Genomic DNA, 17704 nt, shown 5'->3' on the forward strand with positions numbered 1-17704 from the left:
CGATGATCGAGCAGATCCTGCCGCCGGCAGCCGCGTCCGCCGAGGCCTGGGGCGACCTGCCGTCGGCGACCCCCGCAGCGGGCGAGGAGGCACTGCCGGGCCGGGTGACCCCGGCCCGGCGCGCCGAGTTCGCCACCGGCCGCGAGCTGGCCCGTCGCGCCCTGGCCGGGCTGGGACTGCCGCCCGCCCCGGTCCCCCGCGATCGGTCCGGCGCTCCCGTCTGGCCGTCCGGCGTGGTCGGCAGCCTGACCCACTGCCCCGGCTACCGGGCCGCCGTGGTGGCGCGGCGGCGCGAGCTGGGCACGGTCGGGGTGGACGCCGAGCCCGCGCTGCCCCTGCCCGACGGCGTGCTCCCGGTCGTCGCCCGGCCGGACGAGCGGACCGCCCTGCGCCGGCTGGCGGTCGAGTGCGCGGGGACCTGCTGGGACCGGTTGCTGTTCTGCTGCAAGGAGGCGGTCTACAAGGCGTGGTACCCGCTGACCGGCGGCTGGCTGGACTACGCCGACGTCCGGGTCGTCCTGGGCCGGCACGGCACGTTCTCCGCCACCCTGCCCGCCGGCCAGGGCCCGCTGGGGAACGGCCTGCGCGGCCGCTGGCTGGCACGCGACGGCCTGCTCGTGGTCGCCGTGGCCGGCCGGGCCGCCGCGGGTCCGGCGCCGGCCGTCAGCGGGTGCGGCGCAGCAGGGCCATGAACATGGCGTCGGTGCCGTGCCGGTGCGGCCACAGCTGCCCGTAGCGGCCCCGGGCGACGTCGGGGACCTCCGGGAACAGCGGGGCGACCGGCAGCACCTCGACGTCCTCCCGGGCGGCCGCGGCGTCGGCCACGTCCACCGTCTCGGCCGTGTGCGGGGAGCAGGTCACGTAGGCGACCACCCCGCCCGGGCGGACCGAGGTCAGGGCCCCGTCGAGCAGGGCGGTCTGCAGCTCGGCCAGCGGCGCGACGTCCTCCGGCGTCCGGCGCCAGCGCACCTCCGGCCGCCGGCGCAGGGCCCCGAGCCCGGTGCAGGGCGCGTCGAGCAGCACGCGGTCGAAGGAGCCCGCCGGCCACGGCGGCTGCCGCCCGTCGGCGACCAGCACCTCCACGTCGTCCACCCCGTCCAGCGCACGGCGCACCAGCTCGGCCCGGTGCGGTGCGCGGTCGGCCGCGGTCAGCCGGACGCCGTCCGGGCGCACGGCCGCCAGCAGGCCGGCCTTTCCCCCGGGACCGGCGCAGGTGTCCAGCCACGCGGTGTCGGAGCCCTCCAGCGGGACCCGGGTCAGCAGCAGCGCGGCCAGCTGGCTGCCCTCGTCCTGCACGGCCGCGGCACCGGACCGGACCGACGGGAGCCGGCCGGGGTCCCCACCGCGCAGCCGGACGGCGTACGGCGACCACGGCCCCGGCTCTCCGCCGGACTCCTCGGCCAGCCGGTCGCGGGCCACCCGGCGCGCGACGAGGTGGACCTCGGGCGCGGTGTCGTCGGCCAGCAGGGCGGCCTCGAGCTCCGCCTCGCCGCCGAGCGCGTCGCGCCAGGCGTCGACGATCCAGCGCGGGTGGTCGGTGGCCAGCGCCAGCCGCTCCTGCGGCCCGCCGCCCAGCCGCTCCAGCCAGGCGGCGCGGTCCCCTCCGGCGGCGACCTTGCGCAGCACCGCGTTGACCAGGCCCGAGGCGCCGGTGCCGACGATCGCGCGGGTGAGGTCCACGGTGGTCGCGACCGCCGCGTGCGCGGGCACCCGCAGGTCCAGCAGCTGGTGGGCGCCGAGCCGGAGCAGGTCCAGCACGCGCGGGTCCAGCTCGGCCAGCGGGCGGGAGACCAGCCCGGTGAGGACCGCGTCGAGGGTGCCCTGGGCGCGCAGCGTGCCGTAGGCCAGCTGGGTGGCGAACGCCGCGTCCCGCGGCTCGAGCTGCCGCTCGCGCAGCAGCTGTGGCAGCAGCAGGTTGGCGAACGCGGCGCGGGAGGAGACACCGTCGAGGACGTCGTAGGCGGTCAGCCGGGCGCCGTCCAGCCGCGGGCGGGGCGCCTTGCGGGGCGGGCGGCTCACGACCCCACCCGCTCACCGGACGCGGGGCGGGCGCCCCGGGCCCAGTCGGCGGCGGGGAGCACCCGCTTGCCGGCCGGCTGGACGTCGCCCAGCCGGACCGCGCCGCGGCCGGTGCCGACCAGCACGCCCGTCGGCCCCACCGACAGCTCGCCGGGTGCCAGGCCCAGGGACGTCGGCAGCGGCTCGACCGGGCCCAGCCGGAGCCGGTCGCCGCGCCAGGTGGTCCAGGCCCCCGGGGCCGGGGTGACACCGCGCACCCGCCGGTCCACGACGTACGCGGGGAGCTCCCAGTCGACCCGGGCGTCGGCCGGCTCGATCCGCGGGGCCAGGCTGACGCCCTCGGCCGGCTGCGGCTCGGGCACCAGCGTGCCGGCCGCGATGCCGTCGAGGGTGGCCAGCAGCAGTCGCGCGCCGCTGACCGCGAGCCGGCCGAGCAGGTCACCGGCGGTGTCCCGCGGCGCGACCGGCTCGGTGACCACGCCGTACACCGGCCCGGTGTCCAGCCCGGCCTCCAGCAGGAAGGTCGACGCGCCGGTCACCTCGTCGCCGGCCATGACGGCGTGCTGCACGGGCGCGGCGCCCCGCCAGGCGGGCAGCAGCGAGAAGTGCAGGTTCACCCAGCCGTGCCGCGGCAGGCCGAGGGCCGCCTGGGGCACCAGGGCGCCGTAGGCCACCACCGGCGCGCAGTCGACGCCGAGGTCGGCGAGCGTGCCGAGGAACTCCGGGTCGCGGGGGGCCCGCGGCTGCAGCACCGGCACGCCCGCGGCGTCGGCGCGCTCGGCGACCGGTGAGCGGCTGACCCGGCGGCCGCGGCCGGCCCGCGCGTCGGGCCGGGTGAGCACGGCGGCGACCTCGTGCCCGGAGTCCAGGAGCAGGTCCAGCGAGGGGACGGCGACCTCCGGCGTCCCGGCGAAGAGCAGCCTCAGTGGGGGCTCACCTCCACGCGCGGGACCCAGGCGCCGTGGCCGGCCCACTCGGCCTCGGCGATGACCGCGAGCGCTGCCGCCCGCGCCTCCTCGTCGAGCCGGTCGACGAACAGCACGCCGTCCAGGTGGTCGACCTCGTGCTGGACGGCCCGGGCGAGCAGGTGCGAGCCCTCCACCCGCAGCGGCTCGCCGTGCAGGTCGACGCCGGTCGCGGCCACGTGCAGGTGCCGTCGGCAGTCGAAGGAGTAGCCGGGGATGGACAGGCAGCCCTCGGGCCCCTCCTCGACCTCGTCGCCCACCGTCGTCACGACCGGGTTGACCAGGTGGCCGACCTCGCCGTCGACGAACCAGGTGAACACCCGCAGGCCCACGCCGAGCTGCGGTGCGGCCAGCCCGGCGCCGCCGGCGGCGAACATGGTGTCGGTCAGGTCGGCGACGAGCTGCTCGAGCTCCCGGTCGAAGTCGACGACCGGGCTGGCCGGCGTCCGCAGCACCGGGTCGCCGTAGAGCCGGATGGGGGTCACGCTCACCGGGCCAGCGTAGGTGGCCGCCTGCGAGGTCCCGCCACGAGCGTGCGAGCGGTAGGGACAGGGGGTCCTTCAGCAGGCGGCCAGGAGCCGCCCCGCCGGCGTGGCGAGCAGCAGGCCGAGAGCCCGGTCCGGCCCGCCGCTGGGGTCGTCACTGCCGAGGACCCGGGACAGCAGGACGGCGATCGCCGCGACGACCACCAGCACCACCAGGGCCACCAGCGCGCGGATCGCCCACCGCCGGAGGTCGGAGGGACGGGGCCCGTCACCGCCCGCGGGCGAGTCGCCGGGCTGTGGGTTCGACGCTGTCACGCAGACTCCTCCCCGGTCCGCGGCACGCGGACCGGCAGTCAGGGGCCCGTTCTCAGCACCTGGCCGGGGCCTACCCCGGCCGCGTCGGGCTGACACCCGCCACTCAGACCAGGGCCAGCGGGTCCAGCTGCACGCGGACGTGCTCGGGCACCTTCTTCGCGCTCCGCACGCCCTGGACGCCGGCCAGCGCGCCCGCCAGGGCCACGCCCTCACTGCGGGGCACCCGGACCAGGTAGCGCTCGCGGTCGCCCTCCTGACCGGGGCGGGGCGGCTCGGGCACCGGACCGAGCAGGTCGGCGTCGGCCGGGAGGCGGGCGGTGGCGAGGAACTCCGCGAGCGCCGCCGGCGAACCCGACAGCGCGGCGATCCGGGTGACGGGCGGGAAGCCGAGCTCCCGCCGGTCGGCCAGCTCGCGGGCGGCCAGCCAGGCGGGGTCCCAGCGCACCAGCGCCTGGACGACGGGGTGCGCCGCGTCGGCGGCGACGACCACCGAGCCGCCGGCCGAGGCCGGGCGCACCAGGGTGGCCGCGTTCATCCACCGGCGCAGCGTCTCCTCCCCCGCGCGGAGGTCGGCCCGGCCGAGCAGCGCCCACGAGTCCAGCAGCAGCGCCGCCCCGTAGCCGCCCTCGGCGACCGGCTCGGCCCCCGGGGTGGCGACGACCAGCCCCGGCCCGCCCGGCACGGTGGCGAGGACGCCGGAGGTGCTGCCGGACGTGCGCACCGCCGCGCCCGGGAAGGCCCGCGCCAGCTCCTCGGCCGTGCGGGACTCCCCCACCACCGAGGCCCGCAGCTTGGTGCCGTGGCAGTGCGGGCAGTCGAACGTGGCCGCCGGGCGGGCGCACCAGCGGCAGGCCGGGATGCGGGCGCCCCCCGGCCCTGGACGGGCCGAGATGCCCAGCGGCCCGGCGCAGTGCGCGCAGCGGGCGGGTGCCCGGCAGCGCGCGCAGGCCAGCGAGGGGACGTACCCGCGCCGGGGCACCTGGACGAGGACCGGCGCTCCCGCGGCCAGCGCCTTGCGGGCCGCCTCGTGCGCGAGCGACGGGAGCCGGGCGGACCGGGCGGCCGGGTCGCGGGCCAGTTCGAAGTCCTCGCCCAGTGCCTGCACGCGCGGCGCGGCGGACCGGAGGGTGCTGCGGTCGGCGACCACCTCGTGCGCCCAGCCGGACTCGACCAGCAGGGCCGCCTCGGCCGTGCGCGCGGTCCCGGCGACGACCGCGGCACAGCTGTCCAGCCAGGCCCGCTGCACGAGCACGTCCCGGGCGTGCGGATAGGGCGCGTGCTCGTCGGAGTGCAGGTCGTCGCCGTCGTCCCACACGACCACCAGGCCGAGGTCGCGGACCGGCGCGAACATCGCCGCCCGGGTGCCGAGGACCACCTGCGCGGCTCCGCGGGAGGCCGCCAGGAAGGAGCGGTAGCGCTTCTCGGGCGAGTCCCCCGCCCGCAGCACCGTGTACGAGTGCTCCGGCAGGAGGCGGCCGGCAGCGGCTTCGAGCCGGTCGAGGTCCCGGCCGTCGGGCACCACGACCAGCGCCCCGCGCCGTCCCGAGAGTGCGGCACGGCACAGCTCGGCCAGCCGCGCGGGCCAGTCCTCGCCGGGCAGCGCCGTCCAGACGGCCCGGGCCGGCCGCCCCTCCGCCAGGGCGTCGAGCAGCGCGCGACCCGCCGGGTAGCGGGCGAAGCCGGCCGGGTCCGGCGGTCCGGGCAGCGACTCCGGCAGCGGCGTCGGCCGCTTCTCGGCGGCGGCGCGGCGGGGCGGCACGGCCAGGCGCAGGACGTCGCTCATCGTGCCCGCGTACCGGTCGGCGACCGTCCGCAGCAGCCTGGCCACCTGCGGGGTGAGGACCGGCTCGCCCGACGGCACGTGCGCGAGCGGCATCAGCGTGCCGGTGAACTCGGTGGTCTCGCCCAGCTCGAGGACGAACCCGTCGACCAGCTGGCCGCTGAACCGCACCCGCACGCGGCAGCCGGCCTGCACGGTGCCGGCGAGCCCCTCCGGGACGGCGTAGTCGAACGGGCGGTCGAGGTGCGCCAGCGGCACGTCGACGACCACCCGGGCCACGGACCCGCTGCCGGGTCCCGCGCCGAGCTCGTGCGGGGCGGGGGGCACCGCGGTCCTCGCGGGGACCGCCCTCAGCCGGCGGCCGCGCGGAGGGCGTCGACGCGGTCCAGCCGCTCCCAGGGCAGCTCGACGTCGGTCCGGCCGAAGTGGCCGTAGGCGGCGGTCGGTGCGTAGATCGGGCGGAGCAGGTCCAGGTCGCGCACGATCGCGCCCGGGCGCAGGTCGAACACCGAGCTGATCGCCTTCTCGAGGACGTCGTCGGCGACGGTGCCGGTGCCGAAGGTCTCCACGAACAGGCCGACCGGGTGGGCGGCGCCGATCGCGTAGGCGACCTGCACCTCGCAGCGACGAGCCAGGCCGGCGGCGACCACGTTCTTGGCCACCCAGCGCATCGCGTAGGCGCCGGACCGGTCGACCTTCGACGGGTCCTTGCCGGAGAAGGCGCCACCGCCGTGGCGGGCCATGCCGCCGTAGGTGTCCACGATGATCTTGCGGCCGGTCAGCCCGGCGTCGCCCATCGGGCCGCCGATGACGAACTTGCCGGTCGGGTTGACCAGCAACCGGTAGCCGTCGGTGGGCAGGCCGAGGGCGGCCAGCTCCGGCTCGACGACGAGCTCCTGGACGTCGGGGGCGAGCAGCTGCTCGATCGAGATGTCCTCGGCGTGCTGGGAGGAGACCACGACGGTGTCCACGGCGACCGGCCGGTCGTCCTCGTAGACCACGGTGACCTGGGTCTTGCCGTCGGGCCGCAGGTAGGGCACCGAGCCGTCCTTGCGGACGGTCGACAGGCGGCGCGAGAGCCGGTGGGCCAGCGCGATCGGCAGGGGCATCAGCTCCGGCGTCTCGTCGGTGGCGTAGCCGAACATCAGGCCCTGGTCGCCGGCGCCCTGGCGCTCGATCTCGTCGTCCGTCGTCCCGGAGGTGCGCGCCTCGAAGCCGGTGTCGACGCCCTGGGCGATGTCGGGCGACTGCGAGCCGATGGAGACGCTGACCCCGCACGAGGCCCCGTCGAAGCCCTTGCGGGAGGAGTCGTAACCGATGCGGAGGATGGTGCGGCGGACGATCTCGGCGATGTCGACGTAGCCGCCGGTGGTGACCTCGCCGGCGATGTGCACCTGGCCGGTGGTGATCAGCGTCTCGACGGCCACCCGGCTGCGCGGGTCCTGCTCCAGCATGGCGTCCAGGATCGAGTCGCTGATCTGGTCGGCGATCTTGTCCGGGTGGCCCTCGGTCACCGACTCGGACGTGAAGAGGCGGCGTGGCACGCGGTACTCCCTGGTTCGGCGACGACGAGAGGTGGGCGCTGCTGGTGCAGCGTGTCTGGTGCACGGTACCGGCGGGCGCCGACAGCGGGGCGCGCAGCCTGACCGCGGAGCCGGCTAGGACAGGCGTGGGACGACGGTGCTCCAGACGCCGGCGGCGACGGCGTCCTTGCTGCCCTCGGCGAGCTCGGTGGCGGTGCCGTCGGCGGCGAGGACGACCGCGGCGTTGTCGGACCGGCCGAACACCCGCCCGCCGGAGACGTCGTTGACCACCAGCAGGTCGCAGCCCTTGCGGGCGAGCTTGGCGCGGGCGTGGGCGAGCACGTCGCCGTCGGCGTCCCCGGTCTCGGCGGCGAAGCCGACGACCAGCCGCCCGGCGCGGCGCTCGGCGACCAGCTCGGCCAGCACGTCGGGGTTGCGGACCAGCGGGACGGCGCTGGGCTCGGCCGCGCTGCCCTTCTTGAGCTTCGTGCCGGCCACGGTCGCGGGCCGGAAGTCGGCCACGGCGGCGGCCATCACCACGACGTCGGCGTCGGCCGCCTCCGCGAGCACCGCCGTCCGGAGGTCCTCGGCGGTCCCGGCCGGGACGACCCGGACCCCGAACGGGGCGGGCAGCTCGACGTTGGCCGCCACCAGGACGACCTGGGCGCCGCGGGCGGCGGCGACCCGGGCCAGCGCCCAGCCCTGCTTCCCCGACGACCGGTTGCCCAGGTAGCGGACCGGGTCCAGCGGCTCGCGGGTGCCGCCGGCGCTGATCACGACGCGCCGTCCGGCGAGGTCGGGGGCGAGCGCCCCGGCTCCCCCGGCGAGCACCACCGTCGCCAGCGCGGCCACGTCGGCCGGCTCGGGCAGGCGGCCGGGACCGGAGTCGGGGCCGGTCAGACGGCCGACGGCAGGGGGCAGCACGACCGACCCGCGGCGGCGCAGCGTCGCCACGTTGTCCTGCGTGGCCGGGTGCAGCCACATCTCGGTGTGCATGGCCGGCACGAAGACCACCGGGCAGTGGGCGGTGAGCAGGGTGGCGGTGAGCAGGTCGTCGGCCCGCCCGGCGGCGGCGCGGGCCAGCAGGTCGGCCGTGGCCGGGGCGACGACGACCAGGTCGGCGGTCTGCCCGATCCGCACGTGGGCCACCTCGTCGACGTCGGACCAGACGTCGGTGGTGACCGGGTTGCCCGACAGCGCCTCGAAGGTGGCCGCGCCGACGAAGTGCAGCGCCGCCGGCGTGGGGACGACCCGCACGTCGTGCCCGGCCTCGGTGAACGCCCGGAGCAGGAGGGCGGCCTTGTAGGCGGCCACTCCCCCGCTGACGCCCAGCACGATCCGACTCATGCAGTCATCCTCCGCCAGACGCGATGACGCCCCCGGCATCGGCCGGAGGCGTCATCACAAAGGTTGAAGGACCTCGTCCTCCCCACCCTCCGCACGCTCAGGGCGGGACCCGGGGCGAGGCCTAGTTCTCGCCGGCGGTGTGGGTGAGCAGGCCCTCGTTGATCTCGCGCAGCGCGATCGAGAGGGGCTTCTCCTGCGGAGCGGTGTCGACCAGCGGGCCGACGTACTCGAGCAGGCCCTCGGAGAGCTGGCTGTAGTAGGCGTTGATCTGCCGCGCGCGCTTGGCGGCGAAGATCACCAGGCCGTACTTGCTGCTGGTGCGCTCGAGCAGCTCGTCGATCGGCGGGTTGGTGATGCCCTCGGGGGCGGGTGCGACTCCGGACACGGGCGGGCGTGCTCCTCAGATCGTCAGGCGAGTGTGCGGGCGGCGCGGGGGGCCGCGTCACTCGGTGGCGCCGCCCCGGACCGGGCCGGACGACGGCGCAGTCAGCAAGCTTACCAACTCGTCCGCGGCGCGGGCCACGTCGTCGTTGACGACCACCACGTCGAACTCCCCGGAGGCGTCCAGCTCGGCCTGCGCGATCGCCAGCCGGCGCTCCTGCACGGCCGGGGGCTCGGAGCCGCGCCCGGCCAGCCGGCTGACCAGCTCCGCCCACGAGGGCGGGGCCAGGAACACCAGCTGGGCGTCGGCGTCGCGCGCGCGGACCTGGCGGGCCCCCTGCAGCTCGATCTCGAGCAGCGCCGGCGCCCCGGTCGCGAGACGCTCCCGCACCGGGGCGGCCGGCGTGCCGTAGCGGTTGCCGGCGTACTCGGCCCACTCGAGCAGGCCGTCCTCGGCGATCAGCCGGTCGAACTCGGCGTCACTGAGGAAGGAGTAGTGCACCCCGTCGACCTCACCCGGGCGGGCCCGCCGGGTGGTCGCCGACACCGACACCCACACCTCGGGGTACCGACGCCGGACCTCGGCCACGACCGTGCCCTTGCCGACCCCCGAGGGGCCGGAGAGCACGGTCAGCCGGGCCGGGGTGCGCTCCTGGACAGCACTGTGCACGCGTCGTCGTCCTCGGCATCCGGGTGCCTGGTCGGACGGGTCAGCCCTCGGCGGAGACCTGCTCGGCGGCCACCGGCTCGCCGCCGAACTCCGTCTCGAGGGCCCGGCGCTGGTTGGCACCCAGACCGCGCACCCGGCGGGTCGGGGAGATCTCGAGCCGCTCCATGATCTTGGCAGCCCGCGCCTTGCCCACGCCGGGCAGGGATTCCAGCACCGCGGAGACCCGCATCTTGCCGATGACCTCGTCGGTCTCGCCCTGCCGGAGGACGTCGCCCACGGTGGCACCCTTGGTCTTGAGCCGCTCCCGCAGCTCGGCACGGGCCTTGCGGGCGGCCGCGGCCTTCTCGAGGGCCGCGGCGCGCTGTTCGGGGGACAGGTCGGGAAGGGGCATGGTGCGACCCAATCGTGTCGTCGCCGGTCGTCGCGTCGACCGGACGGGGCTCGGTGCGGTGTCGGAGGGCAGAGCTCACTGCTGAGCCTGTCGGCCAACCTAGTTCCTGGCATATGCGCAGGTCACGCCAGGATTTCGCGGTTGCGTCCGCCCGCCTGTCACTTTCCGTTCACACCGGGTATCGCGTCCCGGTGACGGTCGGTCATCACCGCAGGTCAGGGACGTCCGCTCCGGACGTCGGGCGACGGTCGGCATGCGGACGGAACCGTCCGACACACCGGCGGCGACACGCCGGTGGACGCCGGAAACCGCTGGTGACGCCGTCGCGAGGACCGGGCGCCGACCCCGCTCAGGCCGGCGGGCCCGACGTGTCACGGCGGCCGGACCGCCGGCCCAGCGCCCAGCCGCCGACGGCGGCGAGGAGGAGCAGTCCCAGCACCAGCAGGCCGGCGCCCGCAGCGTGCCGCCAGGTCCAGAGCACCGAGCCGTCGACGCCCAGGACGAGCCGGCTCTGGTACGCCGCCGGGGAGCCCTCGGGGACCAGCGGGGCGTAGCTGCCGCCGTACACCGTCCACGTGGCGGTGTTGGCCAGCCAGAAGACGACGACGCCCGCGACGGCGAGCAGCCCGCCGAGGCCGGCCACCACCCAGGGCGCCGCCCGCCTCACGCCGTCAGCTCGGTGGCCCAGCGGTCCGCGGCCGCCCGCAGTGCCGCGGGGTCCGGCCCGGCGGCCAGCACGTCGCGGGACACGGTGGGCACCACGGCCGCGTCGCGCCCGAACAGCCGGCGCAGGTCGGCGACCGAGCCGCCCTGGGCGCCGAGGCCCGGGGCGAGCACCGGCCCGCCCAGCCCGCCGAGGTCGACGTCCAGCTCGGCCAGGGTGGCGCCGACGACGACGCCGAAGGAGCCGGTCGTGGGCCCCCACCGGCTGGCCTGGTCCTGCACGGCGCCGAGGTCGGGCAGCGGGTCGCCGACGACCCAGCCCGGGGTGTTCCAGCCGCGGACGGCGTCGACCACCACCTGGGCGACCGTCCGCTCCCCCACGAGCGCGTGCTGGAGCGTGCCGGCGTCCGGGTTCGACGTGCGGGCCAGCACGAACAGCCCCCCACCGTGCTGCCGGGCGGTGTCCACGGCCGGCTGCAGGGACCCCGGGCCGAGGTAGGGGCTGACGGTCATGGCGTCGACGTGCAGCGGGTGCCCGGGCCGCAGGTAGTCGCCGTAGGCGTCCATGGTCGAGCCGATGTCACCCCGCTTGGCGTCCAGCAGCACCAGCGCGCCCGCCGCCCGCGCCCGGGCGACGGCGTCCTCGAGCACCGCCAGCCCCCGCGAGCCGTGCCGCTCGTAGAAGGCCAGCTGCGGCTTGAGGACGGCGACGGTGCCGGCGAGGGCGCCGACGACGGCGTCGGTGAAGCGGGCCAGCCCGTCCGGGTCGTCCGGGAGGCCCCAGCGCTCGAGCAGCGGCACGTGCGGGTCGATGCCGACGCACAGCGGGCCGCGGGCGGCGACGGCGTCGGCCAGCCGCTCGCCGAAGGTCGCGCTCACGTGGCGTCCCGGTGGGCGTACCCGACGGCGTCCCGCAGGGAGGAGAAACCGCGCGCGGCGAGGGCCGCCGCCAGCTCGTCGTGCACCCGGGCGACCGCGGAGGGGTCGTTGAACACCGCCGTCCCGACGCTGACCGCGCCGGCCCCGGCGAGGACGAACTGCAGCGCGTCCAGGCCGGTGCGGATGCCGCCCATGCCGAGGATCGGCACCTGCGGCAGCGCGGCGTGCACCTGCCAGACGCAGCGCAGCGCCACCGGCCGGATGGCCGGGCCGGACAGGCCCCCGGTGACCCCACCGAGCACCGGACGCATGGTGTCCGGGTCGATCACCAGCCCGAGCAGGGTGTTGATCATCGACAGGCCGTCGGCGCCGGCGTCGGTGACCGAGCGGGCCACCGCGACGATGTCGGTCACGTCCGGGCTGAGCTTGGCGTACACCGGCTGGGCCGGGTCGGCGACGGCGCGGACCGCGCCGACGACGTCGGCGGCGGCCACCGGGTCGCAGGCGAAGACCTCGCCGCGGCTCTCCACGTTCGGGCAGCTGATGTTGACCTCGAGCCCCAGGACGCCGGGGACGCCGCGCAGCCGCCCGGCGAGCTCGGCGAAGTCCTCGACCCGCGTGCCCGCGATGGAGACCAGCGCCCGGGCGCCGCGCTCGGCCAGCCAGGGCAGGTCGTCGGCGAGCAGGCCGTCGATGCCCGGCCCCTGCAGGCCGATCGAGTTGAGCATCCCGCTGGGCGTCTCGGCCATCCGCGGGGTGGGCCGGCCGGAGCGGGCGCGCAGCTGCACCGACTTGGTGACCACCGCACCGATGGCGGTCAGGTCGAGGAACGGCTCGAGCTCGCGGCCGAACGCCGAGCAGCCCGACGCGGTCAGGACCGGGCTCGGGATCGTCGCCGACCCCAGGTCGGTGGACATGTCGACGGCGGTCTCCAGCAGGGTCACGGCGCGAGCACTCCCATCGCGTCGGCACCGACGACGTCCCACGGCAGCCTGCCCACGTCCGCGAAGCGCACGCGGTCCCCGCCGAAGACCGGCCCCTCGGTGCAGGAGCGGGCGAAGCGGGTCCGCCCGTCCTCCCCCACGACCGGCAGCACGCAGGTCATGCAGACCCCGATCCCGCAGGCCATCGACTCCTCCACGGCGACGTAGCAGGGCACGCCGGCGGCGGTGGCCACGTCGGTGACGGCCCGCAGCATCGGCATGGGCCCGCAGGCGTAGACGACGGCGGCGTCCCCGGCGAGGTCGGCCAGCGCGTCGGTGACGCGGCCAGGGCGGCCGGCGCTGCCGTCGTCGGTGGTGACCAGGACCGGGTCGGCGATCCGGGACAGCTCCTCGACCGAGCACAGCCGGTCGGCCGAGGCGGCGCCGGCCACGGCCGCGACCGTGCGACCCTCCGCCCGGAGGCGGGCGGCGAGCCCGACCAGGGCCGCGGCGCCGTAGCCGCCGCCGACCACGACGGCCGGGCCGCCGGGCGGGGCGGCCGGGAAGGGCCGCCCGAGGGGGCCCACGACGTCCACCGTGTCGCCGGGGCGCAGGCCCGCCAGCCAGGTCGACCCCGGCCCGTGCGGGGCGACGACGACGGTGACCTGGCCGTCGGCGGTGGCGGCGATCGCGATGGAGCGGCGCAGCAGCATCGCCGACGTGGCGCCGCCGACGGCGAAGGCGACGAACTGGCCGGGTTCCGCGCGCTCGGCGATCTCGGGCGCGGCGAGGGTCAGCTGCACGTAGGCGCCGGCCGGGCGGGCGTCGGCCACCTCGGCGACGCGCTGGACCGGCGCCCGCCCCGCGACCGGCACGGGCCGGCTCAGGAGCGGGCCTCGGTGGCCACCGTGGCCGGTCGGGGTGGTCACGGGCGGGCTCCTGCGGCGAGGGCGGCGTGGATCTCCTGCAGGCTGCGGACGCCGATGCCCCCACCGCGCAGCGCCTCCACCCCCTGCACCGCCGCGGCCAGCCCCTGCACCGTGGTGATGCACGGGATGCCCGCGGCCACGGCGGCGGTGCGGATCTCGTAGCCGTCCAACCGGGGCCCGCTGTTGCCGGGGGCCCCGAAGGGCGTGTTGACCACGATGTCGACGTCCCCGGCCAGGATCGCCTCGACGACGTTGCCCGGGCCCTCGCTGAACTTGCCGACCACCTCGCAGGCCACCCCGTTGCGCTGCAGCACCTGGGCGGTGCCCGCGGTGGCGAGCACCCGGAAGCCGAGGTCGGCCAGCCGCTTGACCGGGAAGATGGCGCTGCGCTTGTCCCGGTTGGCCAGCGAGACGAAGACGGTGCCCTCGGTGGGCAGCGACCCGTAGGCGGCGGCCTGCGACTTGGCGAACGCGGTGCCGAAGCCGGTGTCGAGGCCCATGACCTCGCCGGTGGACTTCATCTCCGGGCCGAGCACGGTGTCGACGTTGTGCCCCTCGACGGTGCGGAACCGGTGGAAGGGCAGCACCGCCTCCTTGACCGCGATCGGCATGTCCGCGGGCAGGTCCGCGCCGTCCCCGGTGGGCGGCAGCACCCCGGCGGTGCGCAGCCCGGCGATCGTCTCGCCGACGGCGATCCGCGCGGCCGCCTTGGCCAGCTGGACCGCGGTGGCCTTGGAGACGAACGGCACGGTGCGCGACGCCCGGGGGTTGGCCTCGATGACGTAGAGGATGTCGTCCTTGATCGCGTACTGGACGTTCACCAGCCCGCGGACGCCGATCCGCGCCGCCAGCTTCTCCGTGGCCGCACGGATGCGGACGACGTCGGCCGAGCCCAGCGTGATCGGCGGCAGCGCGCACGCCGAGTCACCGGAGTGGATGCCGGCCTCCTCGATGTGCTCCATGACGCCGCCCAGGTAGAGCTCGGTGCCGTCGTAGAGGGCGTCGACGTCGATCTCCACGGCGTCCTCGAGGAACCGGTCGACCAGCACCGGGTGGGCGGGGCTGACGTCGGTGGCCTTGGCGATGTAGGCCTCCAGGGTCGCCTCGTCGTAGACGATCTCCATGCCGCGCCCGCCCAGCACGTAGGAGGGGCGCACCAGCACCGGATAGCCGATGCGCGCGGCGATCTCCCGCGCCTCGGGGAAGGTGGTCGCCGTCCCGTGCGCCGGCGCGGGCAGCCCGGTGTCGGCGAGCACCCGCGAGAAGGAGCCCCGGTGCTCGGCGTCGTCGATGGCCTCGGGCGCGGTGCCCAGCACCGGGACGCCGGCGTCCTTCAACCGCTGCGCCAGGCCCAGCGGGGTCTGCCCGCCGAGGGTGCAGATGACCCCGGCGACCGGGCCGGCGGCGCGCTCGGCCTCGACCACCTCGAGGACGTCCTCGAAGGTCAGCGGCTCGAAGTACAGCCGGTCGGCGGTGTCGTAGTCGGTGGAGACGGTCTCGGGGTTGCAGTTGACCATCACCGCCTCGTAGCCGGCGTCCTGCAGCGCCATCACCGCGTGCACGCAGGAGTAGTCGAACTCGATGCCCTGCCCGATCCGGTTGGGGCCCGAGCCGAGGATCAGCACCGCCGGCTTCTCCCGCGGCTCGACCTCGGTCTCCTCGTCGTAGGAGGAGTAGTGGTAGGGCGTGCGCGCGGCGAACTCGGCGGCGCAGGTGTCGACGGTCTTGTAGACCGGCCGGATGCCCAGCCGGTGCCGGAGCAGCCGGACGCCGTCCTCCCCGGCCAGCTCCGGGCGCAGCGCGGCGACCTGCCGGTCGGACAGGCCGTGCCGCTTCGCGCGGCGCAGCAGCTCGGGCGTCAGGGCGGGCGCGTGGCGCAGCTCGTCGCCGACCTCCTCCACCAGGGCGATCTGGTCGACGAACCACGGGTCGAAGCCGGACGCGGCCGACACCTGCTCGACCGTCGCACCGGCCGCCAGCGCCCGCTGGGCCAGCAGCAGCCGGCCGTCGACCGGCGTGCGCAGCGCCTCGAGCAGCTCCTCGGCGCTGGAGCCGTCCTCGCCGCCGGTCCAGAAGCCGGCGACCGACGTCTCCGTCGAGCGCATCGCCTTGCCGAGCGCCTCCGGGAAGTTGCGGCCCATCGCCATGACCTCGCCGACGCTCTTCATCGTCGTGGTCAGCCGGGGGTCGGCACCGGGGAACTTCTCGAAGGCGAACCGCGGGATCTTGACGACGACGTAGTCCAGCGTCGGCTCGAAGGCGGCCGGGGTGACGCCGGTGATGTCGTTGGTGATCTCGTCGAGCGTGTAGCCGATCGCCAGCTTGGCGGCGATCTTGGCGATCGGGAAACCGGTCGCCTTGGACGCCAGCGCGCTGGACCGGGACACCCGCGGGTTCATCTCGATGACGACCAGCCGGCCGGTCTCCGGGTGGACGGCGAACTGGATGTTGCAGCCGCCGGTGTCGACGCCGACCGCCCGGAGCACCGCGATGCCGACGTCGCGCATCTGCTGGTACTCGACGTCGGTGAGGGTCATCGCCGGGGCGACGGTCACCGAGTCGCCGGTGTGCACCCCCATGGCGTCGATGTTCTCGATCGAGCAGATGACGACCACGTTGTCGCTGCGGTCGCGCATCAGCTCGAGCTCGTACTCCTTCCAGCCCAGCACCGACTCCTCGATGAGGACCGTGTGCACCGGGGAGTCGGCCAGCCCGTGGCCGGCCATGCGACGCAGCATCGGCTCGTCGGTGGCGATGCCGGAGCCCAGCCCGCCCATGGTGAAGCTCGGCCGGATGACGACCGGGTAGCCGACCTCCTCGGCGGTGGCCAGCGCCTCCTCCACGGTGGAGCACACCGTCGAGCGGGGGGCGTCGGCGCCGATCGACCGGACGATGTCCTTGAACAGCTGCCGGTCCTCGCCGCGGTTGATCGCGTCGACGTCGGCCCCGATGAGCCGGACGCCGTACTCCTCCAGCACCCCGTTCTCGTAGAGGCTGATGGCGATGTTGAGCGCGGTCTGCCCGCCGAGGGTGGCCAGCAGCGCGTCGGGGCGCTCCTTGGCGATGACCTTCTCGACGAACTCCGGCGTCAGCGGCTCGATGTAGGTGGCGTCGGCGATCTCGGGGTCGGTCATGATCGTCGCCGGGTTGCTGTTGACCAGGCTGACCCGCAGGCCCTCCGCCCGCAGCACCCGGCAGGCCTGGGTGCCGGAGTAGTCGAACTCCGCGGCCTGGCCGATGAGGATCGGCCCCGAGCCGATCACCAGGACGTGGTGGATGTCGTCCCGCTTGGGCATCAGTGCTGCTCCTGCATCAGGTCGACGAACCGCTGGAAGAGCGGGGCGGCGTCGTGCGGGCCGGCCGCCGCCTCGGGGTGGAACTGGACGCTGAAGGCCGGGACGTCGAGGCAGCGCAGCCCCTCGACGACGTCGTCGTTGAGCCCGACGTGGCTGACCTCCACCTGCCCGTAGGGGGTGTCGGTCGGCCGGTCGAGCGGGGCGTCGACGGCGAACCCGTGGTTGTGGCTGGTCACGCGCACCGTGCCGCTGACCCGGTCGAGCACCGGCTGGTTGAGCCCCCGGTGGCCGAACCGCAGCTTGTAGGTGCCCAGGCCCAGCGCCCGGCCGAGGATCTGGTTGCCGAAGCAGATGCCGAACAGCGGACGGCGGGCGTCGAGCACCCCCCGCACGGCCGCGACCGCGTAGTCCGCGGCGGCCGGGTCGCCGGGCCCGTTGGAGAGGAACACCCCGTCCGGGCCGGCGGCGAGCAGGTCCTCCGCGGTGGCGGTCGCCGGCAGCACGTGGGTCTCGACGCCGAGCGCGGCCAGGTGCCGCGGGGTGGCCGTCTTGATGCCCAGGTCGAGCGCGGCGACGGTGTACCGCCGCTCCCCCACCGCCGGGACGACGTAGGGGTCGTTCGCGGTGACCACGGGCGCGAGGTCGGCACCGGTCATGCTGCCGGCGGCCTGCACGCGGGTCAGCAGCTCCTGCTGCCCGAGGCCCTCGCTGCTGATCCCGGCCCGCATGGCGCCCCGCTCCCGCAGGTGGCGGGTGAGCGCCCGGGTGTCGATGCCGCTGATGCCGACGACGCCCTGGGCGACCAGTTCGTCGTCCAGGCTGCCGGTGGCCCGCCAGTTCGCCGGGCGCCGGGCCGGGTCCCGGACGACGAAGCCGGCCACCCACATGCGGCGGCTCTCGTCGTCCTCGGCGTTGACCCCGGTGTTGCCGATGTGCGGCGCGGTCATCGTCACGATCTGCCCGGCGTAGCTGGGGTCGGTCAGGGTCTCCTGGTAGCCGGTCATCCCGGTGGCGAACACCGCCTCGCCGACCGTCGTCCCCACCGCACCGTAGGACTCGCCCCGGAACGTCCTGCCGTCCTCGAGGACGAGGAGCGCTTCCTTCACCGTGCCCACCGTTCGGCTCCGCGGTCGCTCCG

17 protein-coding genes are annotated in these 17704 nt (G+C 76.1%); 1 reads left to right on the top strand and 16 read right to left on the bottom strand.

The genetic code is table 11. The annotated features are described in order from the left end of the window. The first annotated feature begins 2 nt into the window (after positions 1-2). A complete protein-coding gene (locus GCU56_RS10890) occupies positions 3-692 on the top strand; it encodes a 4'-phosphopantetheinyl transferase family protein (RefSeq protein ID WP_163481753.1) in 690 nt (229 codons plus the stop codon). Here GCU56_RS10890 and GCU56_RS10895 read toward each other — a convergent pair. From GCU56_RS10895 to carA, 16 genes are all read right to left on the bottom strand, one after another. Next, positions 664-2019: a transcription antitermination factor NusB gene (locus tag GCU56_RS10895; protein WP_163481754.1), complete on the bottom strand. Its 1356-nt coding sequence runs from the start codon at positions 2017-2019 to the stop codon at positions 664-666. The genes GCU56_RS10890 and GCU56_RS10895 overlap by 29 nt on opposite strands. Continuing rightward, complete coding sequence (gene fmt / locus GCU56_RS10900; RefSeq protein ID WP_345771775.1) at positions 2016-2993, bottom strand: methionyl-tRNA formyltransferase; 978 nt, start codon at positions 2991-2993, stop codon at positions 2016-2018. Before fmt ends, GCU56_RS10895 begins: the two co-directional genes overlap by 4 nt. Then, a complete protein-coding gene (gene def, locus GCU56_RS10905; protein WP_163481755.1) occupies positions 2942-3475 on the bottom strand; it encodes a peptide deformylase in 534 nt (177 codons plus the stop codon). Before def ends, fmt begins: the two co-directional genes overlap by 52 nt. Positions 3476-3544: 69 nt before the next feature. Continuing rightward, entirely contained in the window at positions 3545-3784 is a 240-nt protein-coding gene (locus GCU56_RS10910; RefSeq protein ID WP_163481756.1) for a hypothetical protein, read from the bottom strand. A gap of 103 nt (positions 3785-3887) precedes the next feature. Then, positions 3888-5891, bottom strand: a complete 2004-nt coding sequence (locus GCU56_RS10915) for a primosomal protein N' (protein ID WP_345771776.1) — start codon at positions 5889-5891, stop codon at positions 3888-3890. Positions 5892-5914: 23 nt separating this feature from the next. Further along, entirely contained in the window at positions 5915-7108 is a 1194-nt protein-coding gene (metK, locus tag GCU56_RS10920; protein ID WP_163481757.1) for a methionine adenosyltransferase, read from the bottom strand. A gap of 114 nt (positions 7109-7222) precedes the next feature. Beyond that, complete coding sequence (gene coaBC, locus GCU56_RS10925) at positions 7223-8434, bottom strand: bifunctional phosphopantothenoylcysteine decarboxylase/phosphopantothenate--cysteine ligase CoaBC (RefSeq protein WP_163481758.1); 1212 nt, start codon at positions 8432-8434, stop codon at positions 7223-7225. A gap of 121 nt (positions 8435-8555) precedes the next feature. Continuing rightward, on the bottom strand, positions 8556-8819 hold the full coding sequence (gene rpoZ, locus GCU56_RS10930) for a DNA-directed RNA polymerase subunit omega (protein WP_012949163.1): 264 nt from the start codon (positions 8817-8819) through the stop codon (positions 8556-8558). 57 nt (positions 8820-8876) lie between these two features. Beyond that, a complete protein-coding gene (gmk, locus tag GCU56_RS10935; RefSeq protein WP_163481759.1) occupies positions 8877-9485 on the bottom strand; it encodes a guanylate kinase in 609 nt (202 codons plus the stop codon). A gap of 40 nt (positions 9486-9525) precedes the next feature. Further along, entirely contained in the window at positions 9526-9876 is a 351-nt protein-coding gene (mihF, locus tag GCU56_RS10940) for an integration host factor, actinobacterial type (RefSeq protein ID WP_163481760.1), read from the bottom strand. A gap of 349 nt (positions 9877-10225) precedes the next feature. Continuing rightward, on the bottom strand, positions 10226-10543 hold the full coding sequence (locus GCU56_RS10945; RefSeq protein ID WP_163481761.1) for a hypothetical protein: 318 nt from the start codon (positions 10541-10543) through the stop codon (positions 10226-10228). Beyond that, positions 10540-11418, bottom strand: a complete 879-nt coding sequence (gene pyrF / locus GCU56_RS10950; protein WP_163481762.1) for an orotidine-5'-phosphate decarboxylase — start codon at positions 11416-11418, stop codon at positions 10540-10542. Before pyrF ends, GCU56_RS10945 begins: the two co-directional genes overlap by 4 nt. After that, positions 11415-12362 carry a dihydroorotate dehydrogenase gene (locus tag GCU56_RS10955; RefSeq protein ID WP_345771777.1) on the bottom strand — a complete coding sequence of 316 codons (948 nt, stop codon included), beginning with the start codon at positions 12360-12362 and terminating at the stop codon, positions 11415-11417. Before GCU56_RS10955 ends, pyrF begins: the two co-directional genes overlap by 4 nt. Next, positions 12359-13270 carry an iron-sulfur cluster-binding protein gene (locus GCU56_RS10960; RefSeq protein WP_345771778.1) on the bottom strand — a complete coding sequence of 304 codons (912 nt, stop codon included), beginning with the start codon at positions 13268-13270 and terminating at the stop codon, positions 12359-12361. The genes GCU56_RS10955 and GCU56_RS10960 overlap by 4 nt, the downstream gene beginning before the upstream one ends. Continuing rightward, positions 13267-16566 carry a carbamoyl-phosphate synthase large subunit gene (carB, locus tag GCU56_RS10965; protein ID WP_163481763.1) on the bottom strand — a complete coding sequence of 1100 codons (3300 nt, stop codon included), beginning with the start codon at positions 16564-16566 and terminating at the stop codon, positions 13267-13269. Before carB ends, GCU56_RS10960 begins: the two co-directional genes overlap by 4 nt. Further along, complete coding sequence (carA, locus tag GCU56_RS10970) at positions 16566-17672, bottom strand: glutamine-hydrolyzing carbamoyl-phosphate synthase small subunit (RefSeq protein ID WP_163481764.1); 1107 nt, start codon at positions 17670-17672, stop codon at positions 16566-16568. Before carA ends, carB begins: the two co-directional genes overlap by 1 nt. Positions 17673-17704: the final 32 nt, after the last annotated feature.

The organism is Geodermatophilus sabuli (assembly GCF_010686765.1).
GTDB classification, from domain to species: Bacteria; Actinomycetota; Actinomycetes; order Mycobacteriales; family Geodermatophilaceae; genus Geodermatophilus; species Geodermatophilus sabuli_A.